Here is a 15966-nt window from a genome sequence, read left to right on the forward strand (position 1 = left end):
CTAAATAGCCATTGAATGTTAATAGTTTGATCGTTATATTTCATCAACATACTGCATCACAGGGAAGCTAACACATGACAACCAAACACATCGCATTTATCGGGCTCGGCACTATGGGCTTCCCAATGGCCGGGCACCTGGCTAATGCCGGCCACCAGGTCACTGTCTATAACCGTACAACAGCCACAGCAGAAAAATGGGCGGCGCAATATGACGGTAACATCGCCCTAACGCCTGCGGAAGCGGCAAAAGATGCCGAGTTTATTTTCACCTGCGTGGGTAATGATGAAGACGTCCGCCAGGTCTACAAGGCAGCCGATGGGATTCTGTCTACTGCCAAACAAGGAGCAATCCTTATCGACAACACAACAGCATCGGCCGAAGTTGCGCGCGAAATTGCCCAAGCAGCCTCGGAAATCAATACCGATTTTCTTGATGCCCCGGTATCGGGTGGTGAGGCTGGTGCGGTCAATGGCTGCCTGACTGTTATGGTCGGTGGTAACGAGGAAGTCTTTACAAAAGCAAAACCAATCATTGACTGCTTTGCCAAAGCGACCACTTTGATGGGAGATGTCGGTTACGGCCAAATCACCAAAATGGCCAACCAAATCTGTATCGCCGGAGTGTTACAAGGGCTGTCAGAGGCCATTACGCTTGCCAAGTCAGCGGGCCTTGATATCGAGAAGATGACAGATGTGCTCAAGCATGGTGCTGCCGGATCTTGGCAGCTGGAAAACCGCGCTGTCACCATGGCAGAGGACAAGTTTGACTTTGGATTTGCGATTGACTGGATGCGTAAAGATCTTGGCATTTGCTTTGAGGCCGCAGAAAAGCTGGGCGTCGACCTCCCCCTCGCCAAGCAGGTAGATGAGAAATACGGCAAACTTCAAGAACGAGGGTTTAACCGTGCAGATACCTCGGTCTTAATTAAGCAGTTCGATGACTAATCGTCACTAAGCGACAGTCATGCAGGCTGGTCTCTGCAACTATTAGGAAGCAGATACCAGCCTTAACGCCAATCAATGTGTGCTTGGCAGCCTCTTTCCTGACACTCGCCGGGTCGGGTTGCATGATTAGCTCCATATTCAGAACAAGCTAAAAATAGCTTCCCATAGACGATCATTCGCTTCACGCTTCTCCTCGACATCACGCATCACTTCATGAGTCGGTGTAAATTCTTGATATCGTGGTATCTGGTTATCCTTTGCTGAAGAAAGCTCTGTCTGAAAACTGAAAGCAACATCTTCTTGCTTATCACGCGTTTTCGTCGCGGTATCAGGCGCGGGCTCCTCACTGAACTCTGGTTGCTGGCTAAGCAATGCAGCGTCATTCAAAAAGGTTTCTGCATAACTCTGGGCTGATACTAACCAGAGGCTAGCTGCTAGTAGGATGACAATAACCCGCATTGTATTAACCTGCCTATTATATATCTCTGTCAATGACACCATAATAAAACAACGTATTATATTTTTTCAAGATATAAAAAAACCGCCATCTGTATGGCGGTTTTCCAAGAAAATGATTAGTTACAGGCTAACAAAAATTCCAGCCAGCGCCGCACTCATCAGGTTTGCCAGTGTAGCAGCAAGCACAGCCTTAAAGCCCAGGCTCGCTACATCACCGCGACGCTCTGGCGCCATTACACCGATAGAGCCAATCTGAATGGCAATCGAACCGATGTTTGCAAAACCACACAGGGCAAAAGTAATGATGACCTGACTTTGAGAAGACAGCGTTTCTTTGACATTAACGAAATCAAGGAAAGCAACAAATTCGTTCAGGATCATCTTCTGGCCAATGAAAGCACCGGCTTGAAGCATTTCGCTCGCAGGTACACCAATAATGAATGCCAGCGGCGAGAAGATATAACCCAGGATGGCCTGCATCGTCAGGTTCTGGACACCGACCCATTCACCCACCATCTCAAGACCGGCATTGGCCATGGCGATAACACTCACAAAAGCAATCAGCATCGTACCGATAGCCACTGCGACCTTCATACCGTTCATCGCACCGGCTGCCAGCGCATCGATCGCGTTACTGTGATCGCTTTTAGCCATTTCAATGTCAGCTTGCTCTAGTGCCTTGCCCTGCTCCGGAACAAGAATCTTAGCCATCAGCAAACTACCCGGCGCCGCCATAAAACTAGCTGCAATCAAGTATTTCAGATCGACACCCAACCCAGCATATCCGCCTAAAACACTACCTGCGACAGATGCCATACCACCGGTCATCACGGCAAATAACTCAGAACGTGACATTTTTGGAAGGAAAGGCTTAACCAGTAACGGGGATTCACCCTGAGAAAGGAAGATATTACCCGTTGCAACCAGAGACTCTGCACGGCTTGTACCCAGCGCCTTTTGAATACCACCACCGATCACTTTAATGACCCATTGCATGGCACCAAGATAATAAAGAAGGGAAATCAGAGCACTGATGAAAATAACGAGAGGAAGGACGCGGACTGCAAAGATAAAACCGGAAGTAGCTAGGTCACCAAACAGGAATTTAATTCCTTCATCGGCAAAGCCCAATACGCTGGCGATGCCACTGCTCATGGCTCCCAACATCATTTGCCCTACCGGTACATACAATACCAAAGCGGCAAAACTTGCCTGTAAAAACAACGCTCCACCGACGGTACGCCAGTTGATTGCCTTACGGTTTTCAGATAACGCCCAAGCGCATACTACCAGCACAAAAATACCGGCCAAACTAATTAACAACTGCATTATTTCGTCCTGTTGCTTCTAATAAATGGGATGCCGAAATATGAAGGTGTTACTGCCTGTTGCAATAGAGGAGCCACTGCTTTCAGGGAGAAAGCAAAATAGGAGGGTTCTGAATGAGAATATTCAGAAAATGGTGTGTCCGCCCATATATACAACATACAAGTCACCTTGATAACAAGCTAAAATATCGCCGGTCCAACTCCGTGGGTCGTTCACATATCCATGGTGACAGCTTGTAACTAAGGTGGCTGAACTCGATGGTTCTGGCCGGAAGCGGAGTATATAGAGATACAGATCACATTAACAACCCGAAAGCGGCTTTTTTTTGTGATCTAGATTTGATTGCGCATGAAGTAGGCAATTATTGCGAAATATGATTTTATTTCTGCCAGTCAGGATCCGCATGATTCTGTATACGCAAAAACAGCAAGAAGGGTGTTACTCCCCTCTTGCTGCTTTAATCATCTGTACAAGGAATTAGAACTTGTAATCGACAGAAAGGACAACTTGTTGAGAGTAATCAATCTTGGTATTGTTCTCGCTGTAGTCCTGATCAAGGTAGCGATAAGTCAGGTCAGTTGACCAGTTATCATTGATTTCGTACATTGCGCCCACTTGTCCGCCCCAAACAAAATCCGACGAGCTTTCACCGGCAATCTTGCTGTCCGCAACACCTGCCGATACACCTGCAAATAAGTTAATCTGCTGGGCAACAGGAACCAGGTAATCATAAGATGCCAGGAACATATTCTGTGATGACTTATCCATATAGCTGTAAGTACCCATCACACGATGATGATCATTTATGATGGCACCACCACGTAACTGATAAGTTGCATCTTCACCGTTTTGGGCAGAATCGCCTTTGATACTATCTTCCTGATAACCAACACCCGCACCTACGAACCAGTCAGTGTCGGCAGCGAAAGCCGGCATTGCCACAACAGAAGCCAAAGTAATGGTTGAGATAACGGCTAATTTTTTCATCAGTGATACTCCTAAATGTCTTTATTCAAGGGCGAAGCTTTTTCTCATGGCCCTTCGTTTTGTTGATGCCTAATCTACACCGCTTTACTGAACCCAACCTTAAAATAGAAAACAATGTTTTATATCTGAACTCTTGCTGAACACTGGCTGTTTCTTGAGGTTAATTAGTGTTACTTCAAGTTTCATACAGCATTGAAGGAGCATTTATATTGCAGGATGTCTTTAGGAAAACTGTGGTTTGAATCCAATGCCTAGAATTGACTATCTGTTCGAGCAAGGCATAATTTGCTAATAAGAAATAACAGGCGGATCTCGATGGCAAACGCTAGAATTCAGACGTTAATAACCTCTCCTTGTCAGGCTTGGATAGCCACGGTTGCCATTGTTTTTTTCACGGTACTCTTTTCTGGCCAGTCACAGGCCAATCAGTATGTCTCCGAGCTAAAGCTGCTAAACTACACAGACAGTTACGGTAATGTATCTCTGCGAAACGCAAAAAAACTGACCTTGCCAGATCCCATGACAGTCAATGGCAACCTAAACCTTGAATACAGCAACATAGAGCAACTGCCGCGGAAACTGAAAGTGAAAGGAAACCTAAATCTCGCGTATAGTGCCGTCAAGCAACTACCAAGGCAGTTAGCGGTGTTTGGTTATATTAATCTTGCCCATTCTCAGGTCACATATCTAAATACAGGTCTTCAGGTAAGAGGGGATCTAAGTTTGATGGGTACGAAAATAGAACAGCTTCCTCCATACCTTTACGTTGGTGGAGATCTTTATCTTGCCAACTCGGCAATTACAGCCCTGCCAAAGTTCCTGGTTGTGAAAGGTGATATTTATCTTGGTGGTATTCAACTTAACGAAATACCTGATGATATAACCGTTGAAGGGAAAATCTATCAGTAGCGAGTATTGATTTCACACAGCGATTCGCTATATATCAAATCAACGCTCTGGCATCTCCCACAAATAGCAAACGATTGCTTAAGCAAATAAATGAAATATATTTCAGCCAAATCAAAATAAGAGCCGGGAAATAAATATTTATGGGGGGGATATTGCCAGAAACACGCTTACAACTTCTTGTGCTTCTGGCGCGCTTTAAAACAAAGGTGTTAAGAATCAAAGCATTAGTGCTAATGCACTCAAAAGATTACTTCGACTTTCCTTTTACATTTGTTGTTTGCGATTGATGATAGAACCATTGTCTGCGGTTTCTATTAGTCATAATTTACCTCTCATTTTTTCCAAAAACGAGTAAGGTTGATATCTCTCTTATTTAATACCGTCTTACTCATCTAATCAGCTTTACTATACCCAACGATTCATTACATCCTTATGACAGTTAGGTTAGCATTTAGCTTCACTACACCCTGGCAAATCAACTTTTTAAAATAGAAAAGCTAGCAACAGCTAGATTCAATAAAAAGCTCAGGGAGTTAAAGAACTGCGTGATATCTTGTAGGGGTGATTCCAGAAGCGACCTTATTTAACGGATTAAGGCTTTCCATAGTCTTCAGTAAAATTTCACCATCTAATTCATATCAACTTTTCCAATATAAGAGCCAATGAGTTGTTTTGCAACTATTATCGTGCACTATTTTTGTGACTGTTGTCTTTTTTCTTTAACAGACTCGCTTCAATACCGTCCTAACTAATTAAATATCAAGCTGTTAATGATCATACCACTGCATATTGAATACCAAGTTTGCCAGTGACTTTTTGATCGTCAAGACAGCTTGATTGATAGACCCGATAAGCATTGACACACAAGTACATTTTGTTAACATCGATATTACATCTTGACAAGAGGTCAAAAACATGGGTATACACACCATCACTTTAGAACAAACTGCTGATGTGCCCAAGAAAGTACTTTTCCAATTGCTTTCTGACCATGAAAACCTTGGACGCTTCTTTGACGCCAAGTATTCACTCGTTAAGCATGGAAAGCCTGAAATCAACGGAATTGGTGCCATCAGGAAAGTGATTGCCGGGCCATTCACATTTCGGGAGCAAATCATCGACTACAAAGAAAATGAGCACCTCCACTACAAGATCATCGAAGGCGGTCCTGTCGATGAGCACGGTGGCTGGATCCGTTTTCAAAGTATCAATGCCAACCAAAGTTTAATCCATTACCGGATCAAGTTTTCACCTCGTATTCGGGGGACAGGGTGGCTCATCAAACTGCTGCTGGAAAAAGACATTAAAAAAGCACTGTCCAATATCGCCGAGTACGGCAAGTCAGAATGGAAAAAGCATTAACTAAGTGTTCGTAAATAAATCAAGCTTCTCTAGGCTCAGTCAGAACCTTCGGCAGTTATCAGTATTCATGTGATACCTGCCTCGTCTGCTGTTATAACAGCAAAGCATTCAGTACACCTATTGGGCCCCTCGTTACTGCCACCTCTTCATGACATCAGTATGTCAATACTCCCGGCGCCCCTCTCATGCGTTGTCATAATTTCAATGTCTTGGCATAGATTCCATTCTTTGATCTAATCGATTGCATATGGTGTATGAACACGATTTAATAATTCCATTTTAACATGCTGTACTTTTCGTTAGGACGGAACGATGAGACACCAACCTCTATTAACAACAGAAAGGCTCATACTCAGACCTTTCCAGCTTTCTGATGCAACCAAGGTACAAAAGCTTGCTGGTGATGAGCTCGTTGCAAACGGGGCAATTAACATACCGCACCCCTACTCCGATGGCTTTGCAGGTCAGTGGATCGGCAAAGTACTCGCCGGATGGCAAAATCAGCTCTCAGCCATTTACGCCATCACGTTAAAATCGAACTATCAGCTTGTGGGGTGCGTCGGGTTACACAATATCGACAGCGGAAAAGCCCAGCTAGGTTACTGGATCGGGGTGCCTTATTGGGGGCAGGGCTATTGTACGGAAGCTGCTAAACGGGTGACTGAATTTGGCTTCAAGCGCCTGGAGCTGGACACTATTTATGGTCAACACCTAAGCCGGGATCCGTCACCGGGCAAAATCATGCAAAAAATCGGTATGGAGCATGTTATGACAAAAAGTGACGCGGCCAGAGTCAATATGATCACTGAAGATCTTGAGTATTATGAGATCAAAGCAATGGCAGAGGCATAATCCTCTGCCAGTAAGCTATATATAAACAGAACATTAACAGAATATAGCAATAAAGCAGCAACATAGACTTATAAAATGGGCATTTAAACGAACACCACTAAATTTAATTTATAAAATAACAGCCCCCATCATCCCATTTATAACAATCAAAAAATATATTGATATAAATGCATTTTTTATCACTAATAAAACACCTAAAATACACACAGTATATATAACAAACCTCTATAAGAAATTACATTCAAAGAAACAAAGTGTTGAACATGCTGCTATTCAAAATTCCAATGTGATTTTTTCCGTTAGGACTATACTAAAACTGATAAGCAATAAAGAGGTAGTTTGCTTTATCGAACTGCAAGTTGTGACTTATTTTACAGCACAGCTTCAATCAGACTAAAAATTTAAGCCATAACCTACTGTAATAAAAATAAAAATAACTTTTTTGGAATTTTATTGAAATATAGTTGTTGGTGGCAGGTCTTATATTTTGAATGTGGACACTATGCACATATAACAAAAGGCTGATGCCACAGACTAATGAGGTGAAGATTATGTCTAGCTTGAAAGTACTAACTGTTACAGCTGTAATCGCAATGTCAACTTCAGCATTTGCAGATATCCGCGTTGCTGATACTCATAATGGCGCATGGGTTACAGTTACGGAAAACGGACAACCTGCAGCGAATGCTTCAGTGTCAGTCGCGAATGTTCCACAGCAGAAAAAGTCTTATACAACAGACGATAAAGGTCGAGTATTTATTCCACTAACTCTGGAAAATTCTCGCTCTATCAAATACAAAGCGAAAACCGAAAGCGGCCGTGAATCATCACGCTTTGCTTTCCACTCTACTAACAAGTAGTCACTATGCCAAAGGCCCTGACCCTACATCAGGGCCTTTAACTTTCACCCTTCTAATATTCACGCCGATTCAAATCTCGCGCCAGCACCAATGCCAATCCTATAACTTGCAGAAATAAAGCCAAATTTCGTAACCTTGAAATTGACTTCATTTTATCATCATGTATTTCAAGCAACCCTAAATTTTCCAAATATAACTGATTGATTTTTTCCCTCTGATGATATTGGATGTCATCTATTGCAATCATCAGTGCCGGAATATCTTCAAGCACCAAACGTTCTATTTTTTTATCCAGCCAATAGTTCAGCTCATTGATTACTTGATCCGTGACTTCTTTAACAATAGGTTGCTTATGAAGTTGACTGGCTGATAATAACTGCAAAACAAACTCTCTTTTTCTTTCAACGGTTTCAACTTGCTGCCAGGTAAGGCTTATAAGCTCTTCATTATTTTGCTGTCTTTGAATGATTTCATTGGTCTGACGGGTTATATCATCAATAAAAAAATTGGTCATAAGAGCAGATATCACATTAAGCAGCAACCCTGTGGCCACTAATATCCAAGTTGGCACTGTCCACTTTCTCATATAACCCTATGTCCTCGTGAAATTATCCGCAATGACGCCTCTAACCAGTATGGCAAAAATCTCACCGATGTTTTGGTGAACCATTTCCTCTCTGACTACGTTTAAAGATACTGTTTAAGAAGGGAATAGCTCAATGGATAACAAACTGACTACAGCCACTCGGACCCTGTTACTGTCAGGTGACGATGAAAACTCAAAGCGTCAGGAACTAAAACAAGCATTCAATCAGACATGGGCTTTGTACGAATCTCTCTTCAAGGTGATCAATAAAGACAGTGCCTACTTCAGCAAGCCTGAGCCGCTGCGCCACCCTCTGATCTTCTACTTCGGCCACACTGCCGTCTTTTACATCAACAAGCTAAAGCTCGGTAAATACATTGATCACCGAGTAAACAAACACTTTGAGTCGATGTTTGCCATCGGTGTCGACGAAATGTCATGGGATGATCTCGACGAAAGCCATTACGACTGGCCCTCTGTCAGTGAAGTCAGAGCCTACCGAAGCCAAGTCTGCCAACAGGTAAACGCAGTTATCGACGAGATGCCGATCGGCCTGCCGATAGCCCAGAGCGATCCCGCCTGGGTGATCCTGATGGGAATCGAGCATGAGCGCATCCACCTTGAAACCTCATCCGTTATCATTCGCCAGTTACCACTTTGTGATGTGACACCACATCCCGACTGGCCAGCCTGCCGGGACGCAGGTATAGCGCCTTCCAATCAGCTGCTCTCTGTCGGCGGCAACACAATTACACTAGGAAAGCATGATAACGACAATACCTACGGCTGGGACAACGAATTCGGCCAGCAGACATTCAAGGTCGATGATTTTAAGGCATCCAAATACCTGGTATCCAATCAAGAGTTTATGGCTTTTGTTAATGATGATGGCTACCGCAAACACCGTTACTGGAATGTCGAGGGAAAAGCTTGGCTTTCGTATACCCAGGCCACCATGCCACGCTTTTGGCGCAAGCTTGACGGCCAATGGCTGCAGCGGAACCTAACCGAAGAGGTTCCGCTGCCACTAAACTGGCCAGTGGAAGTTAACCAGCTGGAAGCCAAGGCATTTTGTAACTGGAAGGCTGAACAGCTTCAGGCCAATATCCGATTGCTGACAGAGGCAGAATGGTATCTGCTGCGCAGTAATATCGAAGACGACTCACCGACCTGGCATGAAGCCCCCGGCAATATCGAATTGGCCTACTTCGCGTCCTCTTGTCCGGTAGATCGATTTGAACATGAAGGATTTTGCGATATTTTGGGCAATGCTTGGCAGTGGACAGAGACCAGCATTGATGGCTTTCAGGGATTTCAGGTCCATCCGCTGTATGATGACTTCTCAACCCCGACATTTGACGGTAAACATAACCTAATTAAAGGCGGCTCATGGATATCAACCGGTAACGAATCGATCAGCTCTTCACGCTATGCCTTTCGCCGGCATTTCTACCAGCACGCAGGGTTCCGCTACGTCGAATCGAACCAGGACCCGGCCAGCATGACCTCGCTTAACGTCTATGAGACTGATGAACTCATCTCTCAGTATCTGGAGTTTCACTATGGTGACGAGTACTTCTCGGTGCCGAACTTCTGCGTTAACGGTGTCAGGCAGTGTCTTGGCGAAATTCAGCTTAGCCACACGGCCAAGGCATTAGACATCGGCTGCTCTGTAGGCCGCGCCTCATTTGAGCTCGCCAAGACATTCGATCATGTCGACGGTATTGATTTCTCTGCCCGCTTCATCCAACAGGCCTATAATCTGAGCGAGCAGGGCGAGAAACGCTACACCATTCGCACTGAAGGGGACTTGGTAGAATTCAAGAGCACTACATTGGCCCAATTAAATTACAGTGAAGAGGTCAAAAAAGTGAATTTTGTCCAGGGTGATGCCTGCAACCTCAAGCCGCAGTTCAGTGGTTATGATCTCATCTATGCCTCAAACCTTATAGACAGGCTCGGCGATCCCAAGGCCTTTCTGACAACCATCCACCAGCGGATCAATGAAGGCGGGTATCTGGTGATCGCCTCTCCCTATACCTGGCTGGAAGAGTACACGACGAAGGCAAACTGGTTGGGTGGCATCAAAGTGCATGGCGAGAACTTCACGACGCTCGACGGGCTGACCGAAACTCTCATCCCCCATTTCGAGCTTATTGCAGTCAAGGAGATCCCCTTCGTGATCCGCGAAACCAAGAGAAAGTTCCAGCATAGCCTGTCAGAAATGACCATCTGGCGAAAACGCTAGATTGTCGCGCGGCCTTGGTGTTACTGTACTGCTCCCGTAACGAGCAGTACAGAGCATAACGCGTGAAAACACCTTGTGTCGCAAAATGTAAGAACCACGAAGGGATCTGTAGCGGTTGCTTTCGAACCATGACAGAAATTACCGGATGGCGCCTGATGAATGATGAAAAACAGACCAAGACCATAGATGAAATAAAAGGCAAACGTTCAACGCATACCTGCAGCTCGTGCGGAAAACCAGCCTACTGTGATATCAGTGCCGGCAAATCATCCTGCTGGTGCTTTGAGCTAACAAAAAGAGACACCTCAGGAATAGAGTCGCCAGACTGCCTGTGCCGAGAATGTCTGTCAAAACTCCCCTTGCGCGAGATATGACACTCATTCCATTTTTGTATGATATTTGAGCCATCTATTCGTTCTTTTATGGTTGAAAGTTGAGTATTTACACTAAGCACATATAATCACCGACTCCTATCCACTGAAAGAAATGTCCGATGCCAAATTTCCGCTGTACTGTTCCTCTTCTTCTCGCACTATCAGGCTTTACCCAGGCGCAAGTCACTCACGCTCTGCCCGAGAACGAGGAAATCTGCAAGGAAAGCGTCGGCAAACTGCTTATCGAGCAGCACGCTATTTTCAGTAACACGCAAATCGACCCAGATATTCGTCGTGCTGCCGAGCGGGCCATCGATACCACCCGCGAGGCATATAGCAAAAACGAAAGTTACTGTCAGGCACAAGAAGCCCTTCAGGCTTACAAGACCAAAAGCAAAGAAGATTTTCATTTTCGCGATGGTGAAGTGAACTATTTCGGCCGAGGAAATATCTAACTATTTCTTTATACCCCGAAACGAGTTACCCCAGTCAAGTGGGTATACTATTATTAGCACACGGGGCCATTATCGTGGTAATGAGGTAATTTTTATGAAAAAGTTGCTGAAGGCAGGGATACTGAGCGCTTTTTTCCTGGTTGGTTGTGAGCAAGAAGTACAGACGGGTTTCTCAAAAGACAACCTGAAAGATAACTGGGTTCTGACAAAAATTGATGGCAAAGATGTCAATATATCGGAACCGAGAACCCCTCCCGGCATGACAATTGGTGCGGACTGGAAAGTTGCCGGATTCAGTGGTTGTAACCGCTTTTTTGGCCAGGTCGAGGTAACTGAAGAGAGCAAACTCCGGATCACTGCCATGGGGTCAACCAAAATGGCGTGCATTCAGGATGATCAGGCGACGGTAGAGTCCATCATGACCAAGTCGCTACAGAAGTGGAACAGCATCGCGCTGGAAAACAACATTCTGACTCTGACCTCAGAACAACATATTCTGACATTCATGCCGGAAGCCATCTCGGGCTCGGAACCTCCCCAGTAAATCGGGACGGTATTATTAAAAAAGGCGCTAATTAGCGCCTTTTTGATTAACGGAAAGTGCCAAGCCAAATATGAAAGTAAGCAAACAAAAAGCAAAAGTGCTCAACTCAGCCATCACGCACTGGGAGCAGGAGCAACTGATTTCTGACGAACAGGCCAGACAGCTTCGAGGCAGCTATCAAGTGGTTGGCTTTGACTGGAAGCTATTGGCTGTTTACTCATTCTGGATAGCCATCACCTGCTTCATCATTTCTATTGGCGTCTTGTTGGCCGATGACTACCTTATGGAGCTACTGGCAACGATTATCGACACCCCGGCCAGCATCCTTTCGGTTATCAGCGGCGGCATTGCCGTGCTCTTTTATCGTGCAGGCGTACAGCGGCGCAAAAAGCACCCACAAAAGAATATTAGCAACGAGGCAACCTTCTTTTTTGGCGTATTGATGACGGCGGTCTCCATCGGCTTTCTCAGCGAAACAGCACTCTTTAGTACCACCCATGACGCCATTTTGCTCCTGGTGCTCACTGGTATCTATGCCGTACTGGGCATTCGCCTGACATCGGTACTGATCTGGCTTTTTGCCCTATTCAGCTTTGGAGCCTGGGTGCTTTCGCAAACCAGTTATCTGGCGGGCTCAAGCGGCTACTTCTTAGGTATGAACCTACCGCTACGGTTTGTCTTTGTCGGACTGTTCGTAATCGCCCTGAGCTTACTCACAGGCAGACAAGAGCGATATCACCAATTAAAGGAGCCCACCCTGTTTGTCGGTTTGCTCTACTTCCTGACAGCGTTATGGCTGCTCTCTATTTTCGGCAACTACGAAGACGTCGCCAGCTGGAGCAAGGTCAAGCAAATTGAGCTACTGCATTGGTCGCTCATTGCTGGTGGCTGCTGTCTCGCTATTCTCTACCTGGGTATAAAATCAGACAACACCTTATGCCGCAGCTTTGGTATCACCTTTTTGCTGATAAACCTCTATACCCGCTATTTCGAGTACTTCTGGGAGTCATTCCATAAGACGGTATTCTTTGCCATTCTGGCCCTGACCTTCTGGCTTATCGGCTCGCATGCCGAAAAACTGTGGCAGATAGGGAACCGAACATCGAGATAATTGGGTGTTTTCATTGGTAAATCTGATGAAATTGGTATCATTGGCTAATATCCGGCTGCACTGACCCCCGGCCCAAATACTTCGCATGGAGAAGAAGAATGAAAAAAATGCCGTTAATTGCAGGTTTACTTGCAGCAACAACCTTGTTAGCAGGCTGCTCTGACAATGAGGTTGGTGATGTTAGCCTTGGTGTTTTCACCATGAAAGACATCAAAATTGAAAATCTGAAAGACGATGAGGTTACTGGTGTGACGTGTCACATTGCCTCTATCGAAGCCGATTTTAGTCTAGCCGATCCGAGTGACAGTTCGATTTCTTGCCGCCAGACAGGCGAAATTACACCAGAGATGATCGCTAACATCGACAAGAGTAAATCAGGCGAAGTGGTATTTAAAAAGTCGAAAAGCATCTTTTTCAAATCGATGAAGGTAAGACGCATCTATGATGCTGATAACCAAACCCTGCTCTACTTGTCTTACACAACCAAAGAAACTGACGGAAGTTTCAAGCATAGCCTTTCTACGGTTCCACTTTGGGGAACCAAAGCTTATGTCGAGCCTAGCGCAGATATAAAGCAATAAGTTGTTAAAAAAAGGGAAGTCTAACTTCCCTTTTTAATTATGGTTATTGTGTGTTTCGATTACGATACATTAACAGGGCAATCCCGCCGTAAGCCGCTACCTGCAGCCATAGCTGGCCCCACAAATGAACGACCTGCTCAAAATCTGCCCCCATCTGATTCAACCTCAGAAAAGCATGTATTGCCGGTGTGGCCGGAACCAGTTGAACCAATGCAGTAATAGGGGCCGGGATCGCTGACACCGGCCAGATGAATCCTGCCGAAAAGATCAGTGGTATCGAGCTAAGCAATACCACCACTGTCGCCAGTTCCCGTCTTGGGATCAGCTGTCCGATAATCATCCCCATGAAAATCACCGCCAGCAAAAACGGCACCGTGACGGCCAGCAAATCCGGGATAGTCGCCAACTGGTTAATCTGATAGAAAGAAAAACTAAAACCAAAATAGTACATAACCAGCGGCAGATAAATCAGCACAAACAGGCAGGCTCTAACCAGTGCCACCTTCAAGGCCGGATACTGCCGCCAGTAACCGTTCTTTCCCTGTCTGGCATACTCATTTTGGCCGCCCCCCAGCAGAGCTACCGCAATAAGTAGTGTCTGGTGCAGAATCAGGACAAAAACAGCCGGAACGACATAATTGATATAACCCATCGTCGGGTTAAACACCGGCTGCATAGATAGCTTGATTGGCGAATACTGCTCTGAAGCCAGTGCAATATTCTCTCCCGACATCACCATCCTCGATACTTTGGCCTTGGCACCCAGCGTCCCCCCCGCCGTTGCCAGCCCTTCAACAACCGAGCCGTAAACGAGGAAGTAGGCCGCATCACCGGCATAGGCCAAGGTCGGACTCTTGCCGAGCAACAGATCACGCGAAAAGTGCTCTGGGATCACTAACAGCCCCTCTACCGTACCAGCATTGAGCATGTCTTTGGCCTGTTCAATACCTTGGGCACGCGCTGAAAGCTGTATCTGCGGTGTCGCATCCACCATACGCTCCAGCTCACGACTAACCTGACTGTTGTCCAAGTTGACCACAACAACCTGCTGCTCGCGCGGAAGCTGCTGAGAATATGGCAACGGGTACAAAAAAGAGTAAATCAGCACGCCGCCAAATACCGTAAAGAGGATCGACGGGTTGGTAAAAATGGCGTTTAGCTCAAACTTACACAAAGCTCGCCAGCTCATGATGTCACTCCTTTCAGACTGTCTCTGTCATTGCCTTGATTGGCCAATCCCCTTACCCTCAACAGCGCAACGACAAGCGCCAGGGCAAAGACCGACAATGTCCCGAGAGCAGGTAGCGCCTCGATAATATTCTGGCCATGGTTGACCTGATGTACCTGAACTTCGAGATAGTGAGTCACAGGCAGCATTGCCCGCCAGACCTGAGCAAACATGGGCATGTCCGTGGCCGGAAAAGTGACCCCGACAAACGCAAAAGCCGGAGCGGTAAAGCCTGCAGCCAGACTCATAGCCTTGGTGGCATCAAGCGGCAACAGAAAGAACAACGCCGCTACGCTCTGACAGGCAATCACCGTAAGCAGTTGTGCCAGCAGAAGAATGGTCCAGCTACCGTGCATTGGCCAGCCGAGAAGTACATACAATCCCCAGAGGAACAGTATTCCATGCAGCCAGAACAAGAAGGTATAGGGAAGTAATTTGGCGAACAGGTTGCAAGCAGGTGCTGGTTGCAACCACGCCTTGATACCCTGCTGGCGGCACTCAGCAGCCAGGGCCAATATTGTTGTCACGACTATCATCACCTGCCACAGGGCCGGAATTGTCGCGGACACTAAAAACTGGCCGTAGTGATTATTGCTGTTATACAGCGGTGTCACCTGCGAGCGAATTGGCACGGCCTGTCCCAGCGCCCTGGCCGGAACGGCTTCGCCGCCTGCCATATTACGTAAGGTATCCACCTGGGCATTGAGTGTCCCCTGGGCCTGAACGATAGCCGAATTCACCAGCTTGGCGATCAGAATAAACTGGCTGTTATAAAAGGTCGTAATATCAGGTGCCTGCCCCAGCAATGTTTTCTTTTCCAGTTCATAGGGAATAATCACCAAGGCATATATTTCACCCGCCCTCAGCGCAGTACTCCCCTGTTCGACAGACATGAATTGCCGGGAAACGGCGATAGCCGGACTGGCATCATAGTGACGTACCACTTGGCGGGAGAGTCGGCTATGATCGAGATCGACCACCCCTACCGGCAGATCCCTTGCTATACCGGCGGAGAAGATTGCCCAGAGGGTGACAAAGAGCAGCACGGGAAGCCACAAGCTCATAGCCCTGAGCCAACCGTCAGCTTTCAGCAACCGCCACTCGCGGCATAATTGTGAAGTAAACATCATGGTG

18 protein-coding genes are annotated in these 15966 nt (G+C 46.1%); 11 read left to right on the forward strand and 7 right to left on the reverse strand.

Annotation, left to right across the window (positions count from 1 at the left end; translation table 11 throughout):
• The first annotated feature begins 74 nt into the window (after positions 1–74).
• Positions 75–947, forward strand: coding sequence for an NAD(P)-dependent oxidoreductase (locus L4D19_RS00865; RefSeq protein WP_428450734.1), 873 nt, complete (start codon positions 75–77; stop codon positions 945–947).
• Here L4D19_RS00865 and L4D19_RS00870 read toward each other — a convergent pair.
• The 4 genes from L4D19_RS00870 to L4D19_RS00885 all read right to left on the reverse strand — a co-directional run bounded on the left by L4D19_RS00870 (position 928) and on the right by L4D19_RS00885 (position 3722).
• On the reverse strand, positions 928–1071 hold the full coding sequence (locus L4D19_RS00870; protein WP_428450735.1) for a hypothetical protein: 144 nt from the start codon (positions 1069–1071) through the stop codon (positions 928–930). The two genes, L4D19_RS00865 and L4D19_RS00870, sit on opposite strands and share 20 nt — an antisense overlap.
• Positions 1072–1085: 14 nt before the next feature.
• The gene (locus L4D19_RS00875) at positions 1086–1406 is read right to left on the reverse strand and encodes a hypothetical protein (RefSeq protein ID WP_428450736.1); all 321 of its coding nucleotides are present in this window, start codon (positions 1404–1406) and stop codon (positions 1086–1088) included.
• 120 nt (positions 1407–1526) lie between these two features.
• Positions 1527–2735 (reverse strand): NupC/NupG family nucleoside CNT transporter, encoded by a 1209-nt coding sequence (locus L4D19_RS00880; protein ID WP_075767672.1) that lies wholly within the window; start codon positions 2733–2735, stop codon positions 1527–1529.
• A 477-nt stretch (positions 2736–3212) separates the two neighbouring features.
• Entirely contained in the window at positions 3213–3722 is a 510-nt protein-coding gene (locus L4D19_RS00885; RefSeq protein ID WP_428450737.1) for a porin family protein, read from the reverse strand.
• A gap of 315 nt (positions 3723–4037) precedes the next feature.
• Here L4D19_RS00885 and L4D19_RS00890 point away from each other — a divergent pair, with 315 nt between their 5' ends.
• The 4 genes from L4D19_RS00890 to L4D19_RS00905 all read left to right on the forward strand — a co-directional run bounded on the left by L4D19_RS00890 (position 4038) and on the right by L4D19_RS00905 (position 7705).
• Positions 4038–4631 carry a hypothetical protein gene (locus L4D19_RS00890; protein WP_428450738.1) on the forward strand — a complete coding sequence of 198 codons (594 nt, stop codon included), beginning with the start codon at positions 4038–4040 and terminating at the stop codon, positions 4629–4631.
• 915 nt (positions 4632–5546) lie between these two features.
• Complete coding sequence (locus L4D19_RS00895; protein ID WP_428450739.1) at positions 5547–5993, forward strand: SRPBCC family protein; 447 nt, start codon at positions 5547–5549, stop codon at positions 5991–5993.
• Between the two features lie 312 nt (positions 5994–6305).
• Positions 6306–6845 (forward strand): GNAT family N-acetyltransferase, encoded by a 540-nt coding sequence (locus tag L4D19_RS00900; RefSeq protein ID WP_428450740.1) that lies wholly within the window; start codon positions 6306–6308, stop codon positions 6843–6845.
• A gap of 551 nt (positions 6846–7396) precedes the next feature.
• Complete coding sequence (locus L4D19_RS00905) at positions 7397–7705, forward strand: hypothetical protein (protein ID WP_075767666.1); 309 nt, start codon at positions 7397–7399, stop codon at positions 7703–7705.
• Between the two features lie 52 nt (positions 7706–7757).
• Here the strand turns inward: L4D19_RS00905 and L4D19_RS00910 are convergent, their stop codons facing one another.
• The gene (locus tag L4D19_RS00910; protein ID WP_428450741.1) at positions 7758–8291 is read right to left on the reverse strand and encodes a hypothetical protein; all 534 of its coding nucleotides are present in this window, start codon (positions 8289–8291) and stop codon (positions 7758–7760) included.
• Positions 8292–8424: 133 nt separating this feature from the next.
• Between L4D19_RS00910 and ovoA the strand changes: the two genes are divergently transcribed.
• From ovoA to L4D19_RS00940, 6 genes are all read left to right on the forward strand, one after another.
• Positions 8425–10539 carry a 5-histidylcysteine sulfoxide synthase gene (gene ovoA, locus L4D19_RS00915; RefSeq protein WP_428450742.1) on the forward strand — a complete coding sequence of 705 codons (2115 nt, stop codon included), beginning with the start codon at positions 8425–8427 and terminating at the stop codon, positions 10537–10539.
• A 62-nt stretch (positions 10540–10601) separates the two neighbouring features.
• On the forward strand, positions 10602–10913 hold the full coding sequence (locus tag L4D19_RS00920; protein ID WP_428450743.1) for a cysteine-rich CWC family protein: 312 nt from the start codon (positions 10602–10604) through the stop codon (positions 10911–10913).
• A 119-nt stretch (positions 10914–11032) separates the two neighbouring features.
• A complete protein-coding gene (locus tag L4D19_RS00925; protein ID WP_428450744.1) occupies positions 11033–11368 on the forward strand; it encodes a hypothetical protein in 336 nt (111 codons plus the stop codon).
• Positions 11369–11462: 94 nt separating this feature from the next.
• Positions 11463–11912, forward strand: coding sequence for an META domain-containing protein (locus L4D19_RS00930; protein WP_428450745.1), 450 nt, complete (start codon positions 11463–11465; stop codon positions 11910–11912).
• Positions 11913–11982: 70 nt separating this feature from the next.
• Positions 11983–13023, forward strand: coding sequence for a hypothetical protein (locus L4D19_RS00935; RefSeq protein ID WP_428450746.1), 1041 nt, complete (start codon positions 11983–11985; stop codon positions 13021–13023).
• 98 nt (positions 13024–13121) lie between these two features.
• The gene (locus tag L4D19_RS00940) at positions 13122–13604 is read left to right on the forward strand and encodes a CreA family protein (protein WP_075767659.1); all 483 of its coding nucleotides are present in this window, start codon (positions 13122–13124) and stop codon (positions 13602–13604) included.
• A 43-nt stretch (positions 13605–13647) separates the two neighbouring features.
• On the opposite strand, the gene L4D19_RS00945 is transcribed toward L4D19_RS00940, so the two are convergent.
• Positions 13648–14793 carry an ABC transporter permease gene (locus tag L4D19_RS00945; protein WP_428450747.1) on the reverse strand — a complete coding sequence of 382 codons (1146 nt, stop codon included), beginning with the start codon at positions 14791–14793 and terminating at the stop codon, positions 13648–13650.
• Positions 14790–15962, reverse strand: coding sequence for an ABC transporter permease (locus L4D19_RS00950; protein ID WP_428450748.1), 1173 nt, complete (start codon positions 15960–15962; stop codon positions 14790–14792). The genes L4D19_RS00945 and L4D19_RS00950 overlap by 4 nt, the downstream gene beginning before the upstream one ends.
• Positions 15963–15966 lie beyond the last annotated feature (4 nt).

This window comes from Photobacterium kasasachensis, from assembly GCF_050336885.1.
In the GTDB taxonomy this organism is placed as follows: Bacteria; Pseudomonadota; Gammaproteobacteria; order Enterobacterales; family Vibrionaceae; genus Photobacterium; species Photobacterium kasasachensis.